The sequence below is a fragment of the Pseudomonas sp. R19M genome (assembly GCF_050312585.1).
Classification (GTDB): Bacteria; Pseudomonadota; Gammaproteobacteria; order Pseudomonadales; family Pseudomonadaceae; genus Aquipseudomonas; species Aquipseudomonas palleroniana.
The window spans coordinates 178,898-205,184 of sequence record NZ_JBNPJV010000107.1 but is presented as its reverse complement, the minus strand read 5'-3'; the positions used below and the strand labels follow the sequence as shown (position 1 = coordinate 205,184).

Genomic DNA, 26,287 nt, shown 5'->3' with positions numbered 1-26,287 from the left:
ATGCCGCACATTTTGATCGTCGAAGACGAAACCATTATCCGCTCTGCCTTGCGTCGCCTGCTTGAACGTAATCAGTATCAGGTCAGCGAAGCCGGCTCGGTGCAGGAAGCCCAAGAGCGATTCAGCATCCCCACGTTCGACCTGATTGTCAGTGACCTGCGCCTGCCGGGCGCACCGGGCACCGAGCTGATCAAGCTGGGCCAGGGCACCCCGGTGCTGATCATGACCAGCTATGCCAGCCTGCGCTCGGCGGTGGACTCCATGAAGATGGGCGCGGTGGACTACATCGCCAAGCCCTTCGACCACGACGAGATGCTCCAGGCCGTGGCCCGCATCCTGCGCGACCGGCAGTCGGCCGGCAGTGCACAGGCCGAACCGCGCCCCGCCGGCAAGGCCGCCAACGGCGCGGACAAGCCTGGGGTCGACAACAGCAATGGCGAGATCGGCATCATCGGCTCGTGCCCACCGATGCAGGACCTTTACAGCAAGATCCGCAAGGTCGCGCCGACCGACTCCAATGTATTGATCCAGGGTGAATCGGGCACCGGTAAAGAACTGGTGGCCCGTGCACTGCACAACCTGTCCAAGCGCGCCAAGGCACCGATGATTTCGGTGAACTGCGCGGCGATCCCCGAGTCGCTGATCGAGTCCGAACTGTTCGGCCACGAGAAAGGCGCGTTCACTGGCGCCAGCGCCGGGCGTGCGGGCCTGGTGGAAGCGGCGGACGGCGGCACCTTGTTCCTCGACGAAATCGGCGAACTGCCCCTGGAAGCCCAGGCGCGATTGCTGCGGGTACTGCAGGAAGGCGAGATTCGTCGCGTCGGCTCGGTGCAGTCACAGAAGGTCGACGTGCGATTGATCGCCGCGACCCACCGTGACCTCAAGAGCCTGGCCAAGATCGGCCAGTTCCGGGAAGACTTGTATTACCGCCTGCACGTCATCGCCCTCAAGCTGCCGGCGCTGCGCGAGCGTGGTGCCGACGTCAACGAAATCGCCAACGCGTTCCTGCTGCGTCAAAGTGCGCGCATCAACCGCACCGACCTGAAATTCGCCGCGGACGCCGAGCAGGCGATTCGGCATTACTCGTGGCCGGGTAACGTGCGAGAGCTGGAAAACGCTGTCGAGCGTGCGGTGATCCTGTCGGAAAGCCCGGAAATTTCCGCTGAACTGCTGGGCATCGATATCGAACTCAGCGATCTGGAAGATGATGACTTCCTCGACCTGGCTCCACAGGCGGGCGGCGGTAGCAATACCAGCCATGAACCGACGGAAGATTTGTCACTGGAAGACTACTTCCAGCATTTCGTCCTGGAGCATCAGGACCACATGACCGAGACCGAACTGGCCCGCAAGCTTGGCGTGAGCCGCAAGTGCTTGTGGGAACGGCGCCAACGCCTGGGTATTCCACGGCGCAAGACCGGGGTAGCCAGCGAAAGCTGAGTGCGCGCGCCTGCGGGTAACACCCTCAGATGTGAAAAAACTGTTACCGCAGAATTTTTACGTAACAAAAGCCGGGGCTTACGGTAACGAAGCCCCGGCTTTTTTTCGTCCGAAAAAACCTCGAAAACCCACCAACCCCCCGTTTTTGCTGGGCGGTGCAAAAGTTGGCACGCACCCTGCTATATGCTTAGTACAAAAACAATAACAAGCTTTGTACAAGACAATAAAAATAAGACGAATCGACTCACGCATAACAAAAACAACACGGCGGAGGCGCAGCTAACTGATTCTTTTGGAGAGGCGTTGCATTTGGGGCTTGCCCCGCAACCAGGCCGAGAACAACAAAAAACTGCCCTAAGGCAGAGCCTGAACTGGTTGGATCGTAGATCAGCAACACAGCGACCAAAGCAATCCGTTTGCTCTTGACTCCCGATTGGGAGTGTCATGAAGGTAAAGCTTCCTGACGAGGGCGATCAATAAAAACAAGAAGCCCGCAATCAATAATAAAAATAGAGCACGCAACTACTTCTGGGGGAGCTTCGGCTCCCCTTGTAGTTTCCGGCGTTTCGCTTGAGCGCTCTGAAGATTTAAGGCTTATGGCGCAAGGCCGCAGCTTGTTCCTACACCATCCCCCGACTAAATGCTAGAATCCCCGCCCATCATGCGGTCATTCTTCGTTATGGCCGAACATTCCTTCAAACAGTGCATCCCATGCTGAAGAAGTTGTTCCAGTCATTCCGTTCTCCCTTGCGTCGTACGCAACACAAACGCAGCACGCCTGAAGTGCTCAACAGCAGCCAGCATTCGCTGCAACGCGCTCAATTCAGCCGTTATGCGGTGAATATCGTCGAACGGCTGCAGAACGCCGGCTACCAGGCTTATCTGGTGGGCGGGTGCGTACGCGACATGCTGCTCAATATCACGCCCAAGGACTTCGACGTCGCCACCAGCGCCACGCCTGAGCAAGTGCGCGCCGAGTTTCGCAATGCGCGAATCATCGGCCGACGCTTCAAGCTGGTGCACATCCACTTTGGTCGCGAGATCATCGAGGTCGCGACGTTCCGTGCCAATCACCCGCAAAACGACGAGGAGGAAGACACCAACCAGTCTTCCCGCAACGAGAGCGGGCGCATTCTGCGGGACAACGTCTATGGCACCCTGGAAGAAGACGCGCAACGTCGCGACTTCACCATCAACGCCCTGTATTACGACCCGGTCAGCGAGCGCATTCTCGATTACGCCAATGGCGTCCATGACATTCGCAATAACCTGATTCGCCTGATCGGCGATCCGGTCCAGCGCTACCAGGAAGACCCGGTCCGTATGCTGCGCGCGGTGCGCTTTGCCGCCAAGCTGAACTTCGGTATCGAGAAGCACACGGCCGCGCCGATTCGTGAACTGGCGCCAATGTTGCGCGAGATTCCTTCCGCGCGCCTGTTCGAAGAAGTGCTCAAGCTGTTCCTCTCGGGCTACGCCGCCGACACGTTCGAAATGCTGGTCGACCTGCAGTTGTTCGACCCTCTGTTCCCGGCCAGCGCCGAGGCCCTGGAATACAACCCGACCTACACCCACACGTTGATCAGCGAAGCGCTGATCAACACCGACCTGCGCATCAAGCAGAACAAGCCGGTAACCCCGGCGTTCCTGTTTGCCGCCCTGTTGTGGCCTGCCCTGCCCAAGCGTGTACTGCGCCTGCAAGAGCGCGGCATGCCGCCGATTCCTGCCATGCAGGAAGCCGCTCACGAGCTGATCGCCGAGCAGTGCCAGCGCATCGCCATCCCGAAACGCTTCACCATGCCGATCCGCGAGATCTGGGACATGCAGGAACGCCTGCCACGCCGCAGCGGCAAACGCGCCGACCTGCTGCTGGACAACCCGCGTTTCCGCGCCGGCTACGACTTCCTGTTGCTGCGCGAAAGTGCTGGGGAACAGACCGACGGTCTGGGCGAATGGTGGACTGACTATCAGGACGCCAATGACAGCCAGCGCCGCGACATGATTCGCGACCTCGGCAGCAAAGGTGACACAGAAGGCCCGAAAAAACGTCGCCGCAGCGGTGCCAAACGCAAGCGCAGCGGCGCCGATGCCGCAGGCGAATAACCGTGGAACGCATCTACATCGGCATGGGCAGCAACCTCGCTGCCCCGCAGCAGCAATTGCGCAACGCCTTGCAGGCGTTGGCGCTATTGCCCGGCACCACCCTCGCGGCCGTATCGGCGTTCTATCAAAGTGACTCCCTGCTCCCAGGCCAGCCGCGCTACACCAATGCCGTTGCGGCCCTGGACAGCAGCCTGGCGCCACTGGAGCTGCTGGATGCGCTGCAAGCCATCGAGCATGACCAGGGCCGCGAACGCCTGGAACGCTGGGGGCCGCGCACGCTGGACCTGGACATCGTGCTGTTTGGCGATCGCCTGATCGACGAGCCCCGCCTGAAAGTGCCTCACTACCAGATGCACGTTCGACCGTTCGTGCTGTACCCATTGGCCGAATTGGCCCCTGCCGATCTGCAACTGCCGGATGGCCAGCGACTCAGCGCGCTGCTTGAAGCTTGCCCGTTTGTCGGCCTGGAACGCCTGCCTGATTGAATCCAGGAGCAGGCCCACCTTGCTCGCGAAATACGTCAAAACACCGCGTTTATCCAGGCACGGCGTATTGTCGTTAACGATCTTCGCGAGCAAGCTCGCTCCTACAATCGCATCAGTAACACAGGTAACACCCCGCTCGTAACAATGCGGTAACACATCCAATTGACTTCCCGTGTCCTCCTCACGACTATAGGCGTCCCGCCGCCGCCAACCCGGCGCTGAAGGGCGCAATCCAGGCCATATAAGCACTGCTTTCAAGACAGTGCGCCTGTATAAACGAAGACTCACGCGCGTTACTCGCTGTTTCCAAGCGCCTGAACGAGGACCCTTTTCATGCCAAGCATTACCCTGACCACCTTGCAGAGCCTCAAGCTCAAGGGTGAAAAAATCACCATGCTGACCTGCTACGACGCCACCTTCGCCCACGTCAGTTGCCAGGCCGGGGTCGAGGTGCTCCTGGTGGGCGACTCCCTGGGCATGGTTCTTCAAGGGAATGACAGCACCCTGCCGGTGACCACCGAGGAACTGGCCTACCACACCGCCAGCGTCAAGCGCGGTAACGACGGCGCGTTCATCATCGCCGACCTGCCATTCATGGCTTACGCCACCCCCGAGCAGACATTCCAGAACGCCGGCAAACTCATGCAAGCTGGCGCGCACATGGTCAAGATCGAGGGCGCCGTATGGCTCGCCGACTCGATTCGCCTGCTGGCTGAACGCGGAGTTCCGGTGTGTGTGCACATGGGCCTGACGCCGCAGTCGGTGAACATCCTCGGCGGCTACAAGGTTCAAGGCCGCAATGAAGCCCAGGCACGCCAGATGCGCGCCGATGCCATTGCCCTGGAACAGGCCGGCGCCGCGATGATCGTGCTGGAGTGCGTACCGAGCGAACTCGCCGCTGAAATCACCCAAGCCGTCAAAGTGCCGGTGATCGGCATTGGTGCCGGGTCCGCGACCGATGGTCAGGTACTGGTGGTGCACGACATGCTTGGCCTGTCCATAAGCGGCCATGTGCCCAAGTTCGTAAAGAACTTCATGGACGGCCAGGACAGCATTCAGGCAGCACTGAGCGCATACGTTCGCGAAGTCAAAGCGGTCACTTTCCCAGGCGCCGAACACGGGTTCTCTGCATGAACACTGTCAAGACCGTACGTGAACTGCGGGCCGCCGTGACCCACGCGCGCAGCGCCGGCAAGCGCATCGGCTTCGTGCCGACCATGGGGAACCTGCACAGCGGCCATGCCACCCTGGTCACCAAGGCGGCTCAGCAGTCGGACTTCGTGGTCGCGAGTATCTTCGTCAACCCGCTGCAATTTGGCGCCGGCGAAGATTTGGACAAATACCCTCGCACCCTCGCCGCCGACCAGGAAAAACTGCTGCAAGCCGGCTGCAACCTGCTGTTTGCACCGACCGTCGAGGAAATGTACCCAGGCGGCATGACGGGCCAGACCCGCGTCAGCGTCCCGCAGTTGTCCGAAGGCCTGTGCGGGGCCAGCCGCCCCGGGCACTTCGAAGGCGTGGCGACGGTGGTCAGCAAGCTGTTCAACATGGTCCAGCCGGACATGGCCGTATTTGGCCAGAAGGATTACCAGCAGTTGGCGGTGATCCGTGCCATGGTCCATGACCTGAACATGCCGATCCAGATCATCGGCGAGCCCACCGTGCGTGCCGAAGACGGCCTCGCGCTGTCTTCGCGCAACGGCTACCTCACCGAGGAGCAGCGTGCCATTGCCCCGGTGCTCTATCGCAGCCTCAGCCAGATTGCCGCGTCGATCAAAGCCGGTGACAAAGACTTCGCCACGTTGCGTGCCGAACAGGTGCAGCAGATCGAAGCTGCCGGCCTGCGCGTCGACTACCTTGAAGTGCGCCAGGGCGTGCATCTGCGTCCAGCCACGGCCGAGGACCGCGATGTGGTGATTCTGGTAGCCGCCTATCTGGGCGCCACTCGCCTCATCGACAACCTGCATTTGACCCTCAACTGAACACCTTCATTTGCCCTCCTCGCTGGGCCGGTATAAAAAAGTACCGGCTACAGCGCAGACAAAGCCAAGACATATCGACACGCTAGGTTTAATGTAATCGCCCTGCGCTCTTGGTTAGCGCTGTCCGGCATCGGCCGCTTGATCAAAGACAGGACGTTCCGGACTTTGAAGTGTCCTAAAGGCAGTCCCCGTAATAAAAAGGAAACCCGCAGCGATGGCGTACTACCGCACTCCTCATGACGTTACCGCTCTGCCCGCCTGGCAAGCGCTCAATCAACATCGCCAAGCCATGCAGGATTTCAGCATGCGCGAGGCATTCAATGCCGATCCCCAGCGCTTTTCCCAATTCACCTTGAGCAGCTGCGGGCTTTTCCTCGATTACTCGAAAAACCTCATCACCCGCGAAACCCGTGACCTGCTGGTGGGCCTGGCCAACGAAGTCGGCCTCAAGGACGCGATCAACTCGCTGTTCGCCGGTGAGCCGGTCAACTCGTCCGAAGGCCGACCTGCCCTGCACACCGCCCTGCGCCGCCCGGTGGGCGACAAATTGTCGGTCAACGGCGTGAACATCATGCCGGACGTGCACAAGGTGCTGAACCAGATCACGGACCTGGTCGGCCGCATCCACGACGGCCTTTGGCGGGGTTACACCGAGAAGCCGATTACCGACGTGGTGAACATCGGCATCGGTGGCTCGTTCCTCGGCCCGGAGCTGGTCTCCGAAGCGCTGTTGTCCTACGCCCATAAAGGCGTGCGCTGCCATTACCTGGCGAACATCGACGGCAGCGAGTTCCATGAGCTGACCATGAAACTGCGCGCCGAGACCACGCTGTTCATCGTCTCGTCGAAATCCTTCAACACCCTCGAAACCCTGAAAAACGCCCAGGCCGCCCGCGCCTGGTACCTGGCCCAGGGTGGCTCGGAAGCGGAGCTGTACCGCCACTTCATCGCCGTGTCGAGCAACAACGCAGCGGCGGTAGCTTTCGGTATCCGCGAAGAAAACATCTTCCCGATGTGGGACTGGGTCGGCGGCCGTTACTCGCTGTGGTCGGCCATCGGCTTGCCAATCGCCCTGGCCATCGGCATGTCCAATTTCAAGGAACTGCTGTCCGGTGCCTACACCATGGACCAGCACTTCCAGAACGCGCCATTCGAAGCCAACATGCCGGTACTGCTGGGCTTGCTGGGTGTGTGGTACGGCAACTTCTGGGGTGCGCAGAGCCATGCGATCCTGCCGTACGACCACTATCTGCGTAACATCACCAAGCACTTGCAACAGCTGGACATGGAATCCAACGGCAAGAGCGTGCGCCAGGACGGTACACCGGTGTCCACCGATACCGGCCCGGTGATCTGGGGTGGCGTAGGCTGCAACGGTCAACACGCTTACCACCAGTTGCTGCACCAAGGGACCCAACTGATCCCGGCCGACTTCATCGTGCCGATCGTCAGCTTCAACCCGGTGTCCGACCACCATCAGTGGCTGTACGCCAACTGCCTGTCCCAGAGCCAGGCATTGATGCTGGGCAAAACCCGCAGCGAAGCCGAAGCCGAACTGCGCGACAAGGGCCTCCCGGAAGCCGAAGTACAGAAACTGGCTCCGCACAAGGTGATCCCGGGCAACCGCCCAAGCAACACCCTCGTGGTTGAACGCATCAGCCCGCGCCGCCTGGGCGCCCTGGTGGCGATGTATGAACACAAAGTGTTCGTGCAGAGCGTGATCTGGGGCATCAACGCCTTCGACCAATGGGGCGTGGAGCTGGGTAAAGAGCTGGGCAAAGGCGTCTACAACCGCCTGACCGGCACCGAAGAGACCTCCGCCGAGGACGCTTCGACCCAGGGCCTGATCAACTACTTCCGTGGTCGTCACCGCGGCTGATAGCGGTAATACAGGGCCAACGTCCGCTTGGACGTTGGCCTTGAACCCTCCCCCCACAGGGCGCATCTTTATGACTTGTCGCAAAACAAGAATAAGGAGCGCTCATGTTCGATATCAGCCAGTATCCCAACGCCGATGCCGTCCGCCGGGCTGCGCAACTCAGTCAAGAGGACTACCAGCGCCTCTATCGTCAATCCATCGAGCAACCCGATGCCTTCTGGGCTGAACAAGCCAAGGGCTTTCTCGACTGGATCACCCCCTGGCATACCGTGCACAGCGCCGATATCCGCAGCGGCGCCGCCCAATGGTTCGCCGGCGGCCAACTGAACGTCAGTTACAACTGTATCGACCGTCACCTGGCACAACGTGCCGATCGACCGGCCTTCATCTGGGAAGGCGATGATCCTGCCCATGCTTGCAGCATTACCTACCGCCAACTCCACCAGAAGGTCAGCCGCCTGGCCAACGTACTGAAAAGCCGTGGCGTGAAGAAAGGCGACCGGGTGTGCATCTACATGCCGATGATTCCCGAGGCCGCCTACGCCATGCTGGCCTGCACGCGAATCGGGGCCGTGCACTCGGTAGTGTTTGGCGGGTTCTCGCCGGATGCCCTGCGCGACCGCATTCTCGACGCCGACTGCCGCACCGTGATAACCGCCGATGAAGGCGTACGCGGCGGCAAGCCGGTCGCACTGAAGAAGAATGTCGACAAAGCCCTGGCCAGTTGCCCGAACGTCAGCACGGTGCTGGTGGTACAACGCACGGGCGCTGCCGTGAACTGGAGCGAGGGCCGTGACCTTGCGTACCAGCAAGCCCTGGATACCGCCAACGAGCACTGCCCGCCCGAGCCGATGGATGCCGAAGACCCATTGTTCATCCTCTACACCTCCGGCAGCACCGGCAAACCCAAGGGCGTCCTGCACACCACCGGAGGCTACCTGCTGCAGGCGGCGATGACCTTCAAATACGTGCTCGATTACCGCGACGGCGAAGTGTTCTGGTGCACGGCCGACGTGGGCTGGGTCACCGGGCACAGTTACATCGTGTACGGTCCGCTGGCCAACGGCGCCACCTCGCTGATGTTCGAAGGCGTGCCGAGCTACCCCGACAGTTCGCGTTTCTGGCAGGTGATCGACAAACATCAAGTCAATATCTTCTATACCGCGCCCACCGCGCTGCGCGCCCTGATGCGTGAAGGCCACGGCCCGCTGGAGCACACCTCACGCGCCAGCCTGCGCCTGCTGGGCAGCGTCGGCGAGCCGATCAACCCGGAAGCCTGGGATTGGTATTTCAACGCGGTGGGCGAGCAGCGCTGCCCGATTGTAGATACCTGGTGGCAGACAGAAACCGGCGGCATCATGCTCAGCCCACTGGTCAGCGCTCAGCGCATCAAACCCGGCTGTGCGACCCGGCCAATGTTTGGCGTACAGCCCGTGCTGCTGGACGAGCACGGCAAGGAACTCAGCGGCGCCGGCAGCGGCATTCTCGCGATCAAAGCCAGCTGGCCGGGGCAGATCCGCAGCGTCTACGGCGACCCGCAGCGCATGATCGACACCTATTTCAAACCTTACCCCGGCTACTACTTCACCGGCGACGGCGCACGCCGCGATGAAGATGGCGACTATTGGATCACTGGGCGCATCGACGACGTGATCAATGTCTCCGGGCATCGTATCGGTACCGCCGAAGTGGAAAGCGCCCTGGTGCTGCATGACCAGGTGGCCGAGGCCGCAGTGGTGGGCTACCCCCATGATGTCAAAGGCCAGGGCATCTACGCGTTCGTTACGCCGATGAATGGCGTGGAACCCAGCGACGCCTTGAAGCAACACCTGCTGGACCTGGTAAGCCAGGAAATCGGCAGCTTTGCCAAGCCGGAACTGATCCAATGGGCGCCGGCCTTGCCGAAAACCCGCTCGGGCAAGATCATGCGACGCATATTGCGCAAGATCGCCTGCAACGAACTGGACAGCCTCGGTGATACCTCGACCCTGGCCGACCCCAGCGTCGTGGACGGCCTGATCGACAAACGCCTGAACCGATAGGAAACCCCGAGTCGCCATGGAATTTATCCGCAGCCGCATCGAAACCCAACTGATGAGCCTGACCGGCCTGTCGCTGGGCCAACTGGATCTGGAAAACCCCAAGGGCGATCCGGGCCTGTTCGGGCCGAACTCGGTAAGCTGGCAAGTGCATGGCGACTTCAGCAGCATGCTCATCGGCGGCATCAGTGCATTGATGCTGCAAGCCTTGCATCCCCTGGCGCTGGCCGGCGTGTGGGACCACTCGAATTTCCGCCAGGACATGCTCGGGCGCCTGCGCCGAACCTCGCAGTTTATTTCCGGCACCACCTTCGGCTCGCGTAAAGATGCCGAATGGCTGATCGAAAAAGTCCGCACCATTCACCTGCAAGTGGTCGGGCATGCCCCGGACGGGCGGCCCTATGCGGCCAGTGACCCGGAGCTGTTGACCTGGGTGCATGTGGCTGAGGTCAGCAACTTCCTGGCCGCGCACCTGCGTTATTGCAACCCGCATCTGTCGGGGCGTGATCAGGATCGTTACTACAGCGAAATCGCCTTGGTCGCCGAACGGCTGGGCGCCAGGCATGTGCCGCGTTCACGGCAGGACGTTTCGGATTATCTGGCACGCATCCGTCCGCAGTTGCTGTGCGACGAACGCAGCCGTGAAGTGCTGCGCCTGCTGCTCAACGCTCCCGCCCCAAGCACCCTGGCCAAACCCTTCGGCAGCCTGATGATGCAAGCCGGGATCGACCTGCTACCGGACTGGGCCAGTACCCTGCTTGAACAACACCAGAGCCCGCTGCAGCGTCAGATGATCCGCGCGGGGGTCAAGCGCAGCGCGCCGCTGCTGCGTTGGGCAATGCGCAATGGTTCGGTGCAACGCGCCCATCGACGGATGGGGCTGATGTAGGCCGGCGCCTATAGCTGTTAAACTCCGCGCCCACCTTTACCCCATTGACCCAGCACGCAAGGCGCGTTCCATGTATTCCCTGAATCAGGCGCTGCGCGCCGCCCTCGATCAACGCCAAGACCTGATCCATGAGCTGCACGCCCAAGGCACTGACTGCTACCGGTTGTTCCACGGCAGCCAGGAAGGCGCCGGCGGCCTGACCATCGACCGCTATGGCCCGCAATTGCTGGTGCAGAGTTTTCACCAGCCGTTGGAAACGGCCGAGTTGCTGGACATGCATCAACTGATCAATCAGTTCATGGGGTTGGAATTGCTGCTGGTGTACAACGACCGCTCCCGGGGCAATTCACGGATCGACCGCGAAGACACGGTGTATCGCGCCGAACCTGCGGCACTGGAAGACTTGGTCGGCCATGAGTGGGGCCTCAACTACCGCGTGCGCGGGCGCCATGCCGGGCAAGACCCGCTGCTGTTCCTCGACTTGCGCAATACCCGCGGTTGGGTCAAGGACCACAGCGCCGGCAAGAGCGTGCTGAACCTGTTCGCCTACACCTGCGGCGTGGGCTTGAGCGCCGCCGCCGGTGGCGCACGCGAGGTGTGCAACCTGGACTTCGCCGAGGGCAACCTGGCAGTCGGTCGTGAAAACGGCCTGCTGAACCCGCAGCTGCCGAGCATGCAGTTCGTGCAGTCCGATTACTTCCCGGCCATCCGCCAACTGGCGGGTTTGCCGATTACCCAGCGGCGTGGGCAAAAACTGCCGAGTTATCCACGCCTTGAGCCGCGCCAATATGACCTGGTATTGCTCGACCCACCGGCCTGGGCCAAGAGCGCATTCGGCACCGTCGACCTGTTGCGCGACTATCAAAGCCTGCTCAAGCCTGCACTGCTGGCCACCGCCGACAACGGCGTGCTGATCTGCTGCAATAACCTGGCAAAAGTCAGCATGGACGATTGGCGCGAGCAGGTGCTGCGCTGCGCCGAAAAAGCCGGCCGCCCGGTACGCGACTGGCAGATCATGACACCGGGGGCGGATTTTCCCTCACAGGACCAACAGCCACCGCTGAAGACCCTGATCCTACAACTGTAGGCCTTATCCCAATAGCCCCGGTTCTTCGGAACCGAAATCCCGTGCCATACTCCAAGGCACTCTCGTTCGATATAGATGCCGCCACCCATGCCCAAAGGATTGATTCGCGCCATCGGCGCCGTGTTGACTGCTCTTGCTCTGTACAGCTTGCTGGGCTTCCTGATTTTGCCGGGCATCGCCCTTCGGATCGCCAATCAACAGCTGGCCAATTACGCCACGGTGCCGGCACGCCTCGAGCGTCTCGAACTCAACCCGTTCAGCCTGGAAGTCACGGCATGGGGCCTGCAGATCGGCGAACCGGGCAAGGAACAGGTCGGTTTCGAACGCCTTTACGCCAACCTGCAGATCGACAGTCTCTGGACCCGCGCCCTGCACCTGGCCGACGTCCAGTTGGACAAGCCCAAGACCGAGTTGCTGTTCGACAAGTCCGGCCAACTGAACCTCGCGCAGTTGTTCAAACTGCCGCCGAGCGAACCCACTCCGGCCGACCCCAACGCCAAACCATTCCCTTTGCGCATCGACAGCATCAAGCTGGCGAGCGGTTATGTGCACTTCCAAGACCTGCGCCCCAGCGAGGCCATCGAGTTTCTCTACGACAAACTCGACTTCGAGCTGAAAAACCTCAGCACCTTGCCCGAAGACAACGCGGACATGACCTTGGTGGCCGCAGGGCCTCAAGGCGGGCAGATCGACTGGAAAGGCAACTTCAGCCTGGTACCGATCACGTCCGAGGGCACGCTGAAAGTCACCGATGGCAAGATGAAAGCCTGGTGGCCCTATGTCCGTGAAGCCTTGCCGCTGGTGCTGGAAGACGGCGTGCTGAACTTCAGCACCGAGTACACGTTCAGCCTGGCCAAGGAAACCGAACTGAAACTGACCAATACTGCGGCCAGCATCGCGCCCTTTGCGATCAAGGCCCCGGACGGACGCCCATTGGCACGCCTGGAGCGCCTGGACGTCAGCGAGACCACGGTAGACCTGGCCAAGCAGCAAGTGGTGGTTGGCAAGATCCGCAGTAACAAGCTGGAAACCTGGGCGGCCCGCGAGGCTGACGGGCAATTGGACTGGCAGAAACTGTTCGCCAGCCAACCGAGCAAACCGGCCAAGGCCCCGGAGCCGGCAGCCGCGCCGGCCACTGCCGACTCGCCAAAAGCTGAACCCGCAGCCCCAAGCAAACCCTGGCAAGTGCTGCTCAAGGACGTGCAACTGCGTAATTACCAGGTGCACCTGGCTGACCGCGCGGCCAAGCCTGCGGTAGCGCTGGAGCTGGGCCCGTTGAACGTCGACATGCAGAACTTCGACAGCCTCAACCAGAGTCCCTTTACCCTGAAGGTCGACAGCGGCCTGGGCAAGCAAGGCAAGATCCAGGCAACCGGCGAGGTCAACCTCAACCCGGTCAGCGCCAAGCTGAAAGTGAATACCCAGGACATCGACCTGCGGGTCGCCCAGGCCTATATCAGCCCATTCATTCGTTTGGAACTGCGCAGCGGCATGCTGGGCAGCAACCTGGATGTAAACCTCAAAAGCACCGCACCGCTGGCGTTGCAAGTTACCGGTCGCGCGCAAGTCGACCAGTTGCATACGCTGGACACCCTCAAGACCCGCGACTTCGTCAAATGGCAGCGCCTGATACTGGAAGGCGTGAACTATCAGCACGGCGAGAGCCTTTCAATCGACAAGGTCAACCTGCTGCAGCCGTATGCACGCTTCATGATCAACGATGACCGTACCACCAACATCGACGACCTGCTGATACCACAACCGGCCGACAGCGGCGCCAAGTCTGGTGCCAAACCTGCAGCAAGCAACGAGAAGCCGTTGGGCATTCATATCGGGCAAATTGCGATCAACGATGGCTCGGCCAACTTTGCCGACTTCAGCCTCACACCCAATTTCGCCACGGCCATTCAACAGCTCAACGGGCAGATCGGCACCATCGACAGTCGCCAGGCCAAACCGGCCAGTGTCGACATCAACGGCAAGGTCGATCGCTACGCGCCCGTGACCATCAAAGGCAGCGTGAACCCGTTTGATCCCATGGCGGCATTGGATATCGCCACCAGTTTCAAACGGGTCGAACTGACGACATTGACGCCCTACTCAGGCAAGTTCGCCGGTTTCCGCATCCGTAAGGGTCGCCTGAACCTGGACCTGCACTATGTGATTACCAAAGGCCAATTGAAGGCCGAAAACAAAGTGGTGGTTGAACAGCTGCAACTGGGCGAGAAAGTCGACAGTGCCGACGCCGTGGATTTGCCGATTCGCCTGGCGATCGCGTTGCTCAAAGACAGCGACGGCAAAATCTCTATCGAACTGCCGGTGAGCGGTGATTTGAACAACCCGCAATTCAGCGTAATGCCGATTGTGTGGCAGACCCTGCGCAACCTGGTGGTACGCGCGGCAACAGCACCATTCAAATTCATTGGTGGGCTGATCACCGGCAGCGGCTCGGAAGACCTCGGCAGTGTGTCCTTTGCCGCAGGTTCCAGTGAGTTGAGCAAAGATGCAGAAGGCGCCCTGAACACGTTGGCCAAGGCACTCAAAGAGCGCCCTAGCCTGCGCCTGGAAATCGAAGGCACGGCAGCGGCCAGCAGCGACGGCCCGTTCCTTGCCGCCGAGCGTCTGGAGCGTGAATACCAATACAACTACTACAAGATGCTGCAACGCCGTGGCGACAAAGTCCCGGCCCAAGCCTCGTTGCTGGTTGTACCGGAGAAGGAAAAAGCGCCTTTGCTGGAAGGCATCTACCGCACGCGCCTGAAACAACAACCACCAGCCGAATGGAAAGACCTGAGCAGCGATGAGCGTACCGCCAAGCTCAAAGACGGCGTGATCAAGTTCTGGAGCGCCAGTGATGTGCTGCTGCGCCAACTGGGGCAGGACCGGGCCAGCACCATCAAGGACTATCTGGTGGATAAGGCGAAACTGGAAGATGACCGGGTGTATTTCATTGATGCCAACCTGGGGCAGGCCGAGAAAGACGGCCGCGTAGTGACGCCGATGCATCTGGATGCCGAATAATCTCCCCAAATAGAACAGGCCCCGACACAAGTGTCGGGGCCTGTAATGACCACATCCGTGTGGTCGGTCGCATGAACCTCGGAGGTGCATTGAGTGGATATCTAACTCACGCGCCGCCGCCGCCTAGTTCAGACGATTCCTCAAGCGTTACTGAACGGTAAGACCATCAGCCGATACAGATTTAACGCCTTTGATTTTCTTGGTAATCGCTACTGCAGTCTCTTTCTGCGCTTGGGTCAGAGCGGCAGTGGACGACAGCGATACTACGCCGTGGTTGGTTTCGACTTTGATGTCGGTACCAGGAATACCTTTTTCGGTAACCAGGTCGGATTTAACTTTGGTAGTAATCCAGGTATCCGAGGTGCTGGTCTTGGCTTTGTCGATGTTGTCAGCTTTAACTGCGCCGCCTGCCAGCAGGCCATCAGCAGAAACAGCGGTTACACCTTTGATTTTCTTGGTAATGGCTACAGCGGTCGCTTTCTGCGAGTCCGAGATAGCGACTTCGGAGGACAGGGAAACCACGCCTTTGTTGGTTTCAACCTTGATATCCGAACCAGGAATACCTTTCTCGGTCAGCAGATCAGCTTTCACTTTGGTGGTGATCCAGGTGTCCGAAGTAGACTCTTTAGCCTTGGTCATTTCACCGGCCGCCAAAGTCATAGGGGCTTGGGAAGTCTGAGCAAAGGCTACGTTAGCACCCATGGCCAGGGTCAGAGCGGTAGCAGTAGCGAGAGCGAACTTCTTCATACGAGTAACTCCTGTTTTATTGAAAGTCTGCAGCGCATAAACCTTGATGCTGCAGTGTTAACAGGGTTATTGCAGGCAGTATGCCAATTCTTGATGCCAGATTAATTCTTTATAAAACAATAACTTATGAAATCAGGCTTTTTTCGAAATCGTGCAACTTGCATGAAGTCACTCAGGCCTGCATGCAAGTTGCGGGTTTCAGGATTTACTAAGCGCCTGATTTCCTGACCTTTTCCCACGCGCATAAAAAAGGACTCCTGAGAGTCCTTTTTTCAGCTTAGCGCTAAGGCTGGGTGGTTAAACGCCCGACGCCTTGGCTGCTGCTACGTCCTTGATGGACAGCTTGATACGGCCGCGGTTGTCCACGTCCAGTACCAGCACTTCCACTTCCTGGCCTTCTTTCAGAATGTCGGTCACTTTCTCGACACGAGCATCGCTCAGCATGGAGATGTGTACCAGACCGTCTTTGCCCGGCAGGATGTTGACGAATGCGCCGAAGTCGACGATGCGCTCAACTTTACCGACGTAGATCTTGCCGATCTCGGCCTCGGCGGTGATGCCCAGAACGCGCTGACGTGCAGCTTCAGCCGCTTCCTTGGTTTCGCCGAAGATCTTGATCGAGCCGTCGTCTTCGATGTCGATCGAAGCCTTGGTTTCTTCACAGATCGCACGAATAGTCGCGCCGCCTTTACCGATGACATCACGGATTTTGTCGGTGTCGATTTTCATCGCGATCATGGTCGGAGCGTTTTCCGACAGTTCGGTACGCGACTGACCAATGATCTGGTTCATCTGGCCGAGGATATTCAGGCGCGCTTCCAGGGCTTGGCCCAGGGCGATTTCCATGATCTCTTCGGTGATGCCTTTGATCTTGATGTCCATCTGCAACGCGGTCACACCTTTGGCGGTACCGGCTACTTTGAAGTCCATGTCGCCCAGGTGGTCTTCGTCACCCAGGATGTCGGTCAGGATGGCGAACTTCTCGCCTTCTTTGACCAGGCCCATGGCGATACCGGCAACCGGCGCCTTCATCGGCACACCAGCGTCCATCAATGCCAGGGAAGCACCGCAAACGGAAGCCATCGAGCTGGAACCGTTGGATTCAGTGATTTCCGACACAACACGGATGGTGTACGGGAACACGTCAGCAGCAGGCAGCATGGCCTGAACCGAACGGCGCGCCAGGCGGCCGTGACCGATTTCGCGACGACCAGCACCACCCATGCGACCGCACTCGCCCACCGAGAACGGAGGGAAGTTGTAGTGCAGCATGAACGGGTCTTTTTTCTCGCCTTCCAGGGTGTCCAGCAGCTGTGCGTCACGGGCAGTACCCAGAGTCGCGACTACCAGGGCCTGGGTTTCACCACGGGTGAACAGAGCCGAACCGTGGGTTTTAGGCAGAACGCCGACTTCGATGTTCAGCGGACGTACGGTGCGAGTGTCACGGCCGTCGATACGTGGCTTGCCGTTAACGATGTTTTCGCGAACGGTACGGTATTCGATTTCACCGAATGCAGCTTTGACGTCGCTGGCGGAAGGCTGGCCTTCTTCACCGGACAGCTTGGCCACAACCTGGTCCTTCAGTTCGCCCAGGCGAGCGTAACGGTCGGCCTTGACGGTGATGGTGTAGGCATCGGAGATCGCAGCACCGAACTCGGAGCGGATAGCGCTCAGCAGTTCAGTCGCTTCAGCTTGTGGAGCCCAGGTCCAGGTTGGCTTGGCAGCTTCGGCAGCCAGCTCGGTGACGGCCTTGATGACAGCCTGGAACTCGTCGTGGGCAAACAGTACAGCGCCCAGCATCTGGTCTTCGGTCAGCTCTTTGGCTTCCGATTCAACCATCAACACGGCTTCCGAAGTACCGGCAACGACCATGTCCAGGCTCGAAGCTTTCAGTTGTTCGTAAGTCGGGTTCAGCAGGTAGCCGGTGCTTTCGTGGAATGCAACGCGGGCAGCGCCGATCGGACCATCGAAAGGAATGCCGGAGATGGCCAGGGCCGCCGAGGTACCGATCATCGCAGCGATGTCCGGATCGGTCTTCTTGCTGGTGGAAACGACGGTGCAGACAACCTGCACTTCGTTCATGAAGCCTTCTGGGAACAGCGGACGGATCGGACGGTCGATCAGTCGGGAAGTCAGGGTTTCTTTCTCGGAAGGACGGCCTTCACGCTTGAAGAAACCGCCAGGAATCTTACCGGCAGCGTAAGTCTTTTCCTGGTAGTGAACGGACAGAGGGAAAAAGCCTTTGCTCGGGTCAGCGGTCTTGGCACCTACAACGGTCACCAATACGGTGACGTCGTCGTCAACGGTAACCAGCACTGCGCCGGAGGCTTGACGGGCGATACGGCCTGTCTCGAGGGTAACGGTCGACTGACCGAACTGGAATTTTTTGATAACCGGGTTCACGGTGTCCTACCTTCTTTGTGGCTCTTGGGGGAACGTGTCTTCTTGCGAAATTCTTGGGCAATGCCGGGAATCGGCCCGACTCTAGTCCAGGGTAAAACGTGTATCCAGATAAAACTTGAGGCTGGGAGCCTGCCATGGGCCAGCGGGAAACCCACTGGCACACGGCAGACAACCAACCTCTAGCGCAATCGCTTATTAGCGACGCAGACCCAGGCGACCGATCAGAGTCTGATAACGACCCAGATCCTTGCCTTTCAGGTAGTCCAGCAGCTTACGGCGCTGGTTTACCATGCGGATCAGACCACGACGGGAGTGGTGATCTTTACCGTTGGCCTTGAAGTGACCTTGCAGCTTGTTGATGTTGTGGGTCAGCAGTGCAACTTGCACTTCTGGCGAACCAGTGTCACCAACAGCTTGCTGATAGTCAGCTACGATTTGTGCTTTTTCTTGAACGTCGAGAGCCATGAGGCAATCCTTTTTTTCAGGAAACCACCCAAAGGTGATCTCAACAGGCCAGGGACAAATCCCTGTATCTAAAAATGAGAAGTGACCGTGCCTGTTAACAGCCACCCTCGTCCGGTCATTCTGACCGAATCAGTCGACGTGGCGCGATGCGCCCGTCTTCGCTCACTTCACCGATACCGATAAAGCGACCGTTATGATCCTGTACCCGCACCATACCGAACTTCGGAGCGTCCGGGGCACGTACCGGCTGGCCGTTGAGCCAGTAGAACGCGCTGTGCTCCGAAAAGTGCAGCAATGGCCAATCCTGCAAACCGCTGTCCGATGGCATGAGGAAGCGATCAACCGCTTCGTTGCCGCCTTCGGCGTGTACGGCTTCCAACTCCTCCAGCGTTACGGTCTGCGCCAGGCTGAAAGGTCCGGCCTGCGTGCGTCGCAGTTCTGCAACGTACGCGCCGCAACCGAGCTTTTCACCAATATCTTCCACCAGGGTACGGATATAGGTGCCTTTGCTGCAGTCCACCGCCAAACGAGCGGTATCGCCTTCGCAGGCGAGCAATTCCAAGCGGCTAATAGTAACAGAACGCGGTTCGCGCTCCACTACTTCACCGGCACGTGCCAACTTGTAAAGAGGCTGCCCATCACGCTTGAGCGCCGAGTACATCGGCGGTATCTGACTGATTTCCCCACGAAAAGCGGGTAAAGCGGCCTCGATATCAGCACGACCAACGGTCACGTCACGAACCTGCAAGACATCACCTTCGGCATCGGCCGTGGTGGTGGTCTTGCCCAGTTGCATCAGGGTTTCGTAACCCTTGTCGGAGTCGAGCAAGTATTGCGAGAACTTGGTGGCCTCGCCAAAGCACAACGGCAGCACGCCGGTGGCCAGGGGATCGAGGCTGCCGGTGTGCCCGGCCTTCTCGGCATTGAGCAGCCAGCGGACCTTCTGCAACGCGGCATTGGAAGTAAAGCCAATGGGCTTGTCGAGCAGAATGATGCCGCTGACGTTGCGACGGATACGTTTGACCTGAGCCACCCGCTTACTCCTTGGCGTCTTCAGGTGTGGACGAATGCTGGCTGTCTTCAGCCACGGCACGTTCGATCAGGGCCGACAGGTGCGCACCACGCACGACGCTTTCGTCGTAGTGGAAGTGCAACTGAGGAACGCTGCGCAGCTTCATTTCACGGGCCAACTGCATGCGCAGGAACCCTGCGGCGGAGTTGAGCACCTTGATGCTTTGCGCAATTTCTTCGCTGCTGTCTTGGCCCATCACGGTGATGAAGATCTTGGCGTGCCCGACGTCACGGCTCACTTCAACTGCGGTGATGGTAACCAGGCCAACGCGTGGGTCTTTGACTTCGCGACGGATCAGTTGGGCCAGCTCGCGCTGCATCTGATCGCCGATACGCTGGGTACGGCTGTATTCTTTTGCCATGTCTTGTTACCTGTTACTGCCACACGGTGAAACCCGTGGGGTCTGAAAGCGGCAAACGCCCGGCCTGACAAAAGCCAGACCGGGCGTTGCGTTTAGAGTCCGTACGCGGTGTTGGGCATCTGCATGCCCACACGCTGCGTGGCTCCTGAAGTGCGCGAGTTAGAGGCTGCGAGCAACCTGAACCTTCTCGAAGACTTCGATCTTGTCGCCAACCTTGACGTCGTTGTAGCTCTTGACGCCGATACCGCACTCCATGCCGGCACGTACTTCGGAAGCGTCATCCTTGAAGCGGCGCAGGGATTCCAGCTCCCCTTCGAAGATAACGATGTCTTCACGCAGTACACGGATCGGACGGTTACGGTACACGGTGCCTTCGACAACCATGCAGCCAGCGACCGCGCCGAATTTAGGCGAGCGGAACACATCACGCACTTCGGCGATACCCAGGATGTTCTCGCGGACGTCACTGCCAAGCATGCCGGTGAGGGCTTTCTTGACGTCTTCGATGATGTCGTAGATGACGTTGTAGTAACGCATGTCCAGGCCTTCCTGCTCGACGATCTTGCGAGCGCCGGCATCGGCACGCACGTTGAAGCCGAACAGTACAGCGTTGGAAGCCAGTGCCAGGTTGGCGTCGGACTCGGTGATACCACCGACACCGCCACCGACGACACGCACTTGCACTTCGTCGTTACCCAGGCCGTTCAAGGCGCCGTTCAACGCTTCGAGGGAACCACGTACGTCAGACTTGAGGACGATGTTAAGCGTCTTCTTCTCTTCCTGGCCCATGTTCTCGAAGATGTTTTCGAGCTTGCCGGCGTGAGCGCGAGCCAGTTTGACTTCGCGGAACTTGCCTTGACGGAACAGAGCCACTTCACGGGCTTTCTTCTCGTCGGCAACCACGCTCATCTCGTCGCCAGCGTCCGGAGTACCGTCCAAGCCGAGGATTTCGACCGGGATAGCCGGGCCGGCTTCCTTGATTGGCTTGCCGTTCTCGTCGAGCATGGCACGTACACGGCCGTAGTTCGAACCGACCAGCACCATGTCGCCTTGGCGCAGGGTACCGTCTTGAACCAGAACGGTGGCAACCGGGCCACGGCCCTTGTCGAGACGCGATTCAACCACCACACCACGGCCTGGGGCCGAAGGCGTAGCGGTCAGTTCCAGAACCTCGGCTTGCAACAGAACGGCTTCGAGCAGTTCGTCAACGCCAGTACCCATCTTCGCGGAAACTGGTACGAATGGAGTGTCGCCACCCCACTCTTCGGACGTCACGCCATGAACCGACAATTCGCTACGGATGCGATCGAGATCAGCGCCCGGCTTGTCGATTTTGTTCACGGCAACCACCAGTGGCACGCCAGCCGCCTGAGCGTGCTGAACAGCCTCGATGGTTTGTGGCATCACGCCGTCATCGGCTGCAACCACCAGGATCACGATGTCAGTCGCCTTGGCACCACGGGCACGCATCGCGGTAAACGCGGCGTGGCCAGGGGTGTCGAGGAAGGTCACCATGCCACGGTCGGTTTCAACGTGGTACGCACCGATGTGCTGGGTGATACCGCCGGCTTCGCCAGCAGCCACCTTGGCACGACGGATGTAGTCGAGCAGGGAAGTCTTACCGTGGTCAACGTGGCCCATTACGGTCACAACCGGCGCACGGGAAACCGCCTCACCTTCAAACTTCAGGGACTCGGCCAGGGAATCTTCCAGGGCAGTGTCGCTGACCAGGGTCACCTTGTGGCCCAGCTCTTCAGCAACCAGTTGGGCAGTTTCCTGATCCAGTACCTGGTTGATGGTGGCCGGAGTACCCAGCTTGAACATGAACTTGATGATTTCAGCAGCCTTGACCGACATCTGTTGGGCGAGATCGCCCACAGTGATGGTCTCGCCGATCTTCACTTCACGCACGACAGGGCCGGTTGGGCTCTGGAAACCGTGGGCGTTGCGTTTTTTCAGCTTGGCCTTGCCGCGGCCACCACGACGGAAGCCATCGCTTTCTTCGTCAGTGGTACGCGGGGCAACGCGTGGAGCAGGGGCTTTCTCTTTGACCGAAGCGCGATGTGGAGCGTTTTTACGCTCACCATCGCCGCCGCCACCGCGACGATTGTTATCGTCGGCACGTGGCTTGTCCGGACGACGAGGTTCGTCACGCTTGCGCTCTGCTGCAGGCGCAGGTGCAGCGGCAACCGGAGCGGTCTCACGTACAGCCTCAACAGGCGCGCTAGGTGCGGCAACCGCTTCGGCGGCAGGTTGCACAGCCGCAGGCTGGCGACGCGCTTCTTCTTCGGCGCGACGCTTGGCTTCTTCTTCAGCCTTCTGGCGAGCAGCATTTTCTACTGCGCGACGTTCTTCCAGCTCGCGTTTGCGCTCGGCTTCGATTTCTTCCGGGCTGCGCTGTACGAAGACTTTCTTCTTGCGTACTTCAACGCTGATGCTTTTGCTACCAGCAACACGCAAGGTGCTGGTGGTTTTGCGCTGCAATGTAATCTTGCGCGGTTCTTCCACTTTCGCCTTGTGGCTGCTCTTCAAGTGAGTCAGCAAAGACTGCTTCTCACTGTCGCTCACACCTTCATCGGCGGCGGTGTGCGGCAGACCTGCCTCACGCATCTGCTGCAACAGGCGCTCTACCGGTGTTTTGACCTCATCGGCCAGTTGTTTCACCGTGACTTGCGTCATGCACTTCTCTCCTCAGGCCGCGCCTATTACTCGAACCAATGGGCTCGGGCGGCCATGATCAACTTGCCGGCACGATCATCGTCAATGCCGTCGATGTCGAGCAGATCGTCAATAGACTGCTCGGCCAGGTCTTCGCGGGTAATTACGCCGCGCACCGCCAGTTCCATCGCCAAATCCTTGTCCATACCCTCAAGCGAGAGCAGGTCTTCGGCCGGATGGGCGTCTGCCAGCTTTTCCTCAGTAGCGATGGCTTTAGTCAACAAACGATCCTTGGCCCGAGCGCGAAGCTCGTTGACGATGTCCTCGTCAAAGCCGTCGATGTTGAGCATTTCTTCCAACGGTACGTAGGCAATCTCTTCCAGGCTGGTGAAACCTTCATCTACCAGCACCTGAGCCAGTTCTTCATCGACTTCAAGCTCTTCGATGAAGTTGCGCAGGATGTCACCGGTTTCAGCTTGCTGCTTAGCCTGGATGTCCGATTCGGTCATCACGTTCAGGGTCCAACCGGTCAGTTGGCTCGCCAGACGCACGTTCTGACCACCACGACCAATGGCCTGAGCCAGATTGTCTGCGCCGACAGCGATGTCCATTGCATGGGCATCTTCGTCAACGATAATTGCCGCCACTTCAGCCGGCGACATGGCATTGATCACGAACTGCGCCGGGTTATCGTCCCACAGAACGATATCCACACGCTCACCGCCCAATTCGCCCGACACTGCCTGGACACGCGAACCGCGCATACCAATGCAAGCGCCTTGCGGGTCGATGCGTTTGTCCTTGGAACGGACCGCGATCTTGGCGCGCGAACCCGGGTCTCGGGACGCAGCCATGACTTCGATCAGGCCTTCGGCAATTTCCGGCACTTCGATACGGAACAGCTCGATCAGCATTTCCGGCGCGGTACGCGACAGGATCAACTGAGGGCCGCGGTTCTCGGTGCGGATTTCCTTGAGCAGCGCACGCAGACGCACGCCGACACGGAAGGTTTCGCGAGAGATGATGTCTTCGCGGGCCAGCAACGCTTCGGCGTTGTTGCCCAGGTCAACGATCACGTTGTCACGAGTCACTTTTTTCACGGTGCCGGAGATGATTTCACCCAGGCGCTCGCGATAAGCGTCAACGACTTGAGCGCGCTCGGCTTCGCGAACCTTCTGCACGATGACCTGCTTGGCGGTCTGTGCAGCAATACGGCCGAATTCGATCGATTCGATCTTTTCTTCGACGACATCACCGACCTTGGCACCAGGATGCGTTTCGGCAACCTTGCTTGGCCAGGTTTCGATGGCCGGATCATCAAGATCGGCCTCTTCGACGACCGTCCAACGACGGAAAGTCTCATAGGCACCGGTGTGGCGGTTGATTTCCACACGCAGATCAACTTCGTCTTCAAAACGCTTTTTGGTCGCAGTGGCCAGGGCCAGCTCCAGCGCTTCAAAAATCACGTTTGCCGGTACGCCCTTTTCATTGGATACCGACTCAACAACCAGCAGTACTTCTTTGCTCATCGTACGCCTCGCCTTTCGCAAGCCATTGGATCCGCGGGATCCGCGTCTCAGTCAAAACTGGGAATAATGTTGGCCTTGTCGATCATATCGATCGGCAACAGGAACTCATGGTCTTCTACCTGCACCACGACATCCTGCTCTTCTACACCGCGCAGAAGGCCCTGAAAGTTGCGTCGCCCTTCAAAGGGAGATCGCAGCCTGATCTTCACTTGTTCACCGGCAAATTTTGCAAACTGCTCAATAGTGAACAGTGGGCGTTCCATGCCTGGCGAGGAAACTTCGAGGGTGTATTCAACGGAGATCGGATCTTCAACATCCAGCACACCGCTGAGCTGACGGCTGACAATGGCACAATCGTCCACCAGCACGCCGCCCTCTTTATCGATATAAACGCGCAACATTGAGTGGCGACCTTGAGCCGAAAACTCAATACCCCAGCATTCATAGCCTAGGGCCACGACCACCGGGGCCAACAAGGCCTGCAACTCTTCTAGCTTGCTCGACACCTGAACCCCCTCGTGCATGTATGTGCATGCTGTGCAAAATAAAAAAATGGGCGAAACGCCCATCCTTGAAACGCCGTCGAACAGCGGCGTTGAAAGTGTCCAGCTAACAAAAAGCCCCTTAAAAGGGGCTCCGCTAAAACTGGTTGCGGGGGCCGGATTTGAACCGACGACCTTCGGGTTATGAGCCCGACGAGCTACCAGACTGCTCCACCCCGCGACAAAGCTGGGGCGGAAGTATACGACCGATCCCTTACAGGGTCAATGTAACCTTCCACCTACAAGAAAGCCCGCAACAGCGGGCTCTCCTGATAATTGGTACCGAGAAGGGGACTCGAACCCCTACACCCTATGGGCACAACCACCTCAAGGTTGCGTGTCTACCAATTCCACCACCTCGGCAATACAGCGTTTACAACCCTTCTTACTTCTGCTCTTGAGCTGGAGGTACGTCAGTCGCTGGAGTAGCCGACTTTTGCTCTTGAAGCACCGGGACATCATCAGAAGCCGGTTTTGCTTTTGGTACTTCCAACACTGCCGGATTTGGGAGACCTACTTGAGTCAGCACATGAGCTTTCTCTTTAGCAAAGTAACCTAACCCTAAGCTGGTTATGAAGAAACCTGCGGCAAGTATAGCAGTAAACTTACTAAGAAAGGTAGAGGAACCTTGGCTTCCGAACACAGTATTTGAAGCACCTGCACCGAAAGACGCACCAGCATCCGCACCTTTACCCTGTTGCAACAAAACCAGGGCAACTACGCCCAGGGCAGCCAACAGATGAAAAACGACTACGACTGTTTCCAGCATTTTTTCAGTTTCCCGCGGCGCGACAAATCGCACCGAACTCATCTGCATTCAGGGAAGCTCCACCAATGAGCCCCCCATCGATATCCGGCATGCCGAACAGTTCGACCGCATTGGCCGCCTTCACGCTGCCGCCGTATAGAAGACGCACACCTTGTGCAACTTCAGAATTCTCTGCCGCCAACTGTGCGCGAATGGCTGCGTGCACATCCTGCGCTTGTTGCGGCGTAGCAGTCAGCCCGGTGCCAATGGCCCAGACCGGCTCGTAAGCAATTACCGCCTTTGCAAATGCACCAACACCCAGCTCCTCGATGATGCTGCCCAGCTGACGCGAGACAACCTCAAGAGTCTTGCCCGATTCGCGCTGCTCAAGGGTCTCCCCTATGCACAACACCGGAACCAAGCCACAAGCCTGTGCGGCGGCGAACTTGCGATTGAGTGTCCCATCACGCTCGCCCATCATCTGACGACGCTCGGAGTGCCCGACAAGCACATAGGAACAACCCGCATCAACCAGCTGACTCGGCGATATCTCGCCGGTCAACGCACCTTGCATGGGCTCCACCGCAGAGTTCTGCGCGCCGACCTGAATCGACTTGCCCTTCAAGCCTTCAATCACTTGATTGATATGCAAGCAAGGCGGGAAAACCGCAACATCAACACCGCTAGGCAAGGCCAGGTGACGAAGGCCATTGATCAGCTCAGCGACACTGGCGCGGGTACCGTGCATCTTCCAGTTACCAGCTACCATAGTGCGACGCATGCTGTACCCCGTCGGTCAAAGTGGGCGCAGATGTTACCCAACCACACCCTCACTGGCAA

General features: G+C 59.1%; 20 protein-coding genes and 2 tRNA genes. 10 read left to right on the top strand and 12 right to left on the bottom strand.

Annotated elements, in window-relative coordinates; all coding sequences use genetic code 11:
• The 10 genes from ACQRBT_RS28065 (at position 1) to ACQRBT_RS28020 (ending at position 14,922) form a co-directional block, all read left to right on the top strand.
• On the top strand, positions 1 to 1,440 hold the full coding sequence (locus tag ACQRBT_RS28065) for a sigma-54-dependent transcriptional regulator (RefSeq protein ID WP_161548369.1): 1,440 nt from the start codon (positions 1 to 3) through the stop codon (positions 1,438 to 1,440).
• Positions 1,441 to 2,151: 711 nt separating this feature from the next.
• Positions 2,152 to 3,540, top strand: coding sequence for a polynucleotide adenylyltransferase PcnB (locus ACQRBT_RS28060; protein WP_060752249.1), 1,389 nt, complete (start codon positions 2,152 to 2,154; stop codon positions 3,538 to 3,540).
• A 2-nt stretch (positions 3,541 to 3,542) separates the two neighbouring features.
• Positions 3,543 to 4,025 (top strand): 2-amino-4-hydroxy-6-hydroxymethyldihydropteridine diphosphokinase, encoded by a 483-nt coding sequence (gene folK, locus ACQRBT_RS28055; protein ID WP_104995994.1) that lies wholly within the window; start codon positions 3,543 to 3,545, stop codon positions 4,023 to 4,025.
• Between the two features lie 333 nt (positions 4,026 to 4,358).
• Complete coding sequence (gene panB, locus ACQRBT_RS28050) at positions 4,359 to 5,159, top strand: 3-methyl-2-oxobutanoate hydroxymethyltransferase (RefSeq protein WP_161548371.1); 801 nt, start codon at positions 4,359 to 4,361, stop codon at positions 5,157 to 5,159.
• Positions 5,156 to 6,007, top strand: coding sequence for a pantoate--beta-alanine ligase (gene panC, locus ACQRBT_RS28045; protein WP_060752252.1), 852 nt, complete (start codon positions 5,156 to 5,158; stop codon positions 6,005 to 6,007). The genes panB and panC overlap by 4 nt, the downstream gene beginning before the upstream one ends.
• 214 nt (positions 6,008 to 6,221) lie before the next feature.
• A complete protein-coding gene (pgi, locus tag ACQRBT_RS28040; RefSeq protein ID WP_060752253.1) occupies positions 6,222 to 7,886 on the top strand; it encodes a glucose-6-phosphate isomerase in 1,665 nt (554 codons plus the stop codon).
• A gap of 104 nt (positions 7,887 to 7,990) precedes the next feature.
• Positions 7,991 to 9,928 carry an acetate--CoA ligase gene (gene acs / locus ACQRBT_RS28035; RefSeq protein WP_412047030.1) on the top strand — a complete coding sequence of 646 codons (1,938 nt, stop codon included), beginning with the start codon at positions 7,991 to 7,993 and terminating at the stop codon, positions 9,926 to 9,928.
• Between the two features lie 16 nt (positions 9,929 to 9,944).
• Positions 9,945 to 10,814 carry an oxygenase MpaB family protein gene (locus ACQRBT_RS28030; protein ID WP_104995998.1) on the top strand — a complete coding sequence of 290 codons (870 nt, stop codon included), beginning with the start codon at positions 9,945 to 9,947 and terminating at the stop codon, positions 10,812 to 10,814.
• A 70-nt stretch (positions 10,815 to 10,884) separates the two neighbouring features.
• On the top strand, positions 10,885 to 11,901 hold the full coding sequence (locus ACQRBT_RS28025) for a class I SAM-dependent rRNA methyltransferase (protein WP_090365792.1): 1,017 nt from the start codon (positions 10,885 to 10,887) through the stop codon (positions 11,899 to 11,901).
• An 87-nt stretch (positions 11,902 to 11,988) separates the two neighbouring features.
• Entirely contained in the window at positions 11,989 to 14,922 is a 2,934-nt protein-coding gene (locus tag ACQRBT_RS28020) for a DUF748 domain-containing protein (RefSeq protein WP_412047031.1), read from the top strand.
• 147 nt (positions 14,923 to 15,069) lie between these two features.
• Here ACQRBT_RS28020 and ACQRBT_RS28015 read toward each other — a convergent pair whose 3' ends face one another.
• The 12 genes from ACQRBT_RS28015 to tpiA form a co-directional block, all read right to left on the bottom strand.
• Entirely contained in the window at positions 15,070 to 15,669 is a 600-nt protein-coding gene (locus ACQRBT_RS28015) for a BON domain-containing protein (protein WP_060752258.1), read from the bottom strand.
• A 297-nt stretch (positions 15,670 to 15,966) separates the two neighbouring features.
• On the bottom strand, positions 15,967 to 18,072 hold the full coding sequence (pnp, locus tag ACQRBT_RS28010; protein ID WP_060752259.1) for a polyribonucleotide nucleotidyltransferase: 2,106 nt from the start codon (positions 18,070 to 18,072) through the stop codon (positions 15,967 to 15,969).
• Positions 18,073 to 18,267: 195 nt separating this feature from the next.
• Positions 18,268 to 18,537 carry a 30S ribosomal protein S15 gene (gene rpsO / locus ACQRBT_RS28005; protein WP_003177875.1) on the bottom strand — a complete coding sequence of 90 codons (270 nt, stop codon included), beginning with the start codon at positions 18,535 to 18,537 and terminating at the stop codon, positions 18,268 to 18,270.
• A gap of 115 nt (positions 18,538 to 18,652) precedes the next feature.
• Complete coding sequence (gene truB, locus ACQRBT_RS28000; RefSeq protein ID WP_060752260.1) at positions 18,653 to 19,570, bottom strand: tRNA pseudouridine(55) synthase TruB; 918 nt, start codon at positions 19,568 to 19,570, stop codon at positions 18,653 to 18,655.
• A gap of 4 nt (positions 19,571 to 19,574) precedes the next feature.
• A complete protein-coding gene (gene rbfA / locus ACQRBT_RS27995) occupies positions 19,575 to 19,970 on the bottom strand; it encodes a 30S ribosome-binding factor RbfA (RefSeq protein WP_060752261.1) in 396 nt (131 codons plus the stop codon).
• Positions 19,971 to 20,129: 159 nt separating this feature from the next.
• Complete coding sequence (infB, locus tag ACQRBT_RS27990) at positions 20,130 to 22,649, bottom strand: translation initiation factor IF-2 (protein ID WP_090365789.1); 2,520 nt, start codon at positions 22,647 to 22,649, stop codon at positions 20,130 to 20,132.
• Positions 22,650 to 22,675: 26 nt separating this feature from the next.
• Positions 22,676 to 24,157 (bottom strand): transcription termination factor NusA, encoded by a 1,482-nt coding sequence (nusA, locus tag ACQRBT_RS27985; protein WP_056854968.1) that lies wholly within the window; start codon positions 24,155 to 24,157, stop codon positions 22,676 to 22,678.
• Between the two features lie 47 nt (positions 24,158 to 24,204).
• Complete coding sequence (rimP, locus tag ACQRBT_RS27980; RefSeq protein WP_060752349.1) at positions 24,205 to 24,663, bottom strand: ribosome maturation factor RimP; 459 nt, start codon at positions 24,661 to 24,663, stop codon at positions 24,205 to 24,207.
• A gap of 140 nt (positions 24,664 to 24,803) precedes the next feature.
• Positions 24,804 to 24,880: transfer RNA gene (locus ACQRBT_RS27975), tRNA-Met, on the bottom strand.
• A 96-nt stretch (positions 24,881 to 24,976) separates the two neighbouring features.
• Positions 24,977 to 25,062 (bottom strand) — tRNA-Leu (locus tag ACQRBT_RS27970).
• Between the two features lie 22 nt (positions 25,063 to 25,084).
• A complete protein-coding gene (gene secG / locus ACQRBT_RS27965; RefSeq protein ID WP_010206600.1) occupies positions 25,085 to 25,468 on the bottom strand; it encodes a preprotein translocase subunit SecG in 384 nt (127 codons plus the stop codon).
• Between the two features lie 4 nt (positions 25,469 to 25,472).
• A complete protein-coding gene (gene tpiA, locus ACQRBT_RS27960) occupies positions 25,473 to 26,228 on the bottom strand; it encodes a triose-phosphate isomerase (RefSeq protein WP_090365788.1) in 756 nt (251 codons plus the stop codon).
• Between the last annotated feature and the right edge of the window lie 59 nt (positions 26,229 to 26,287).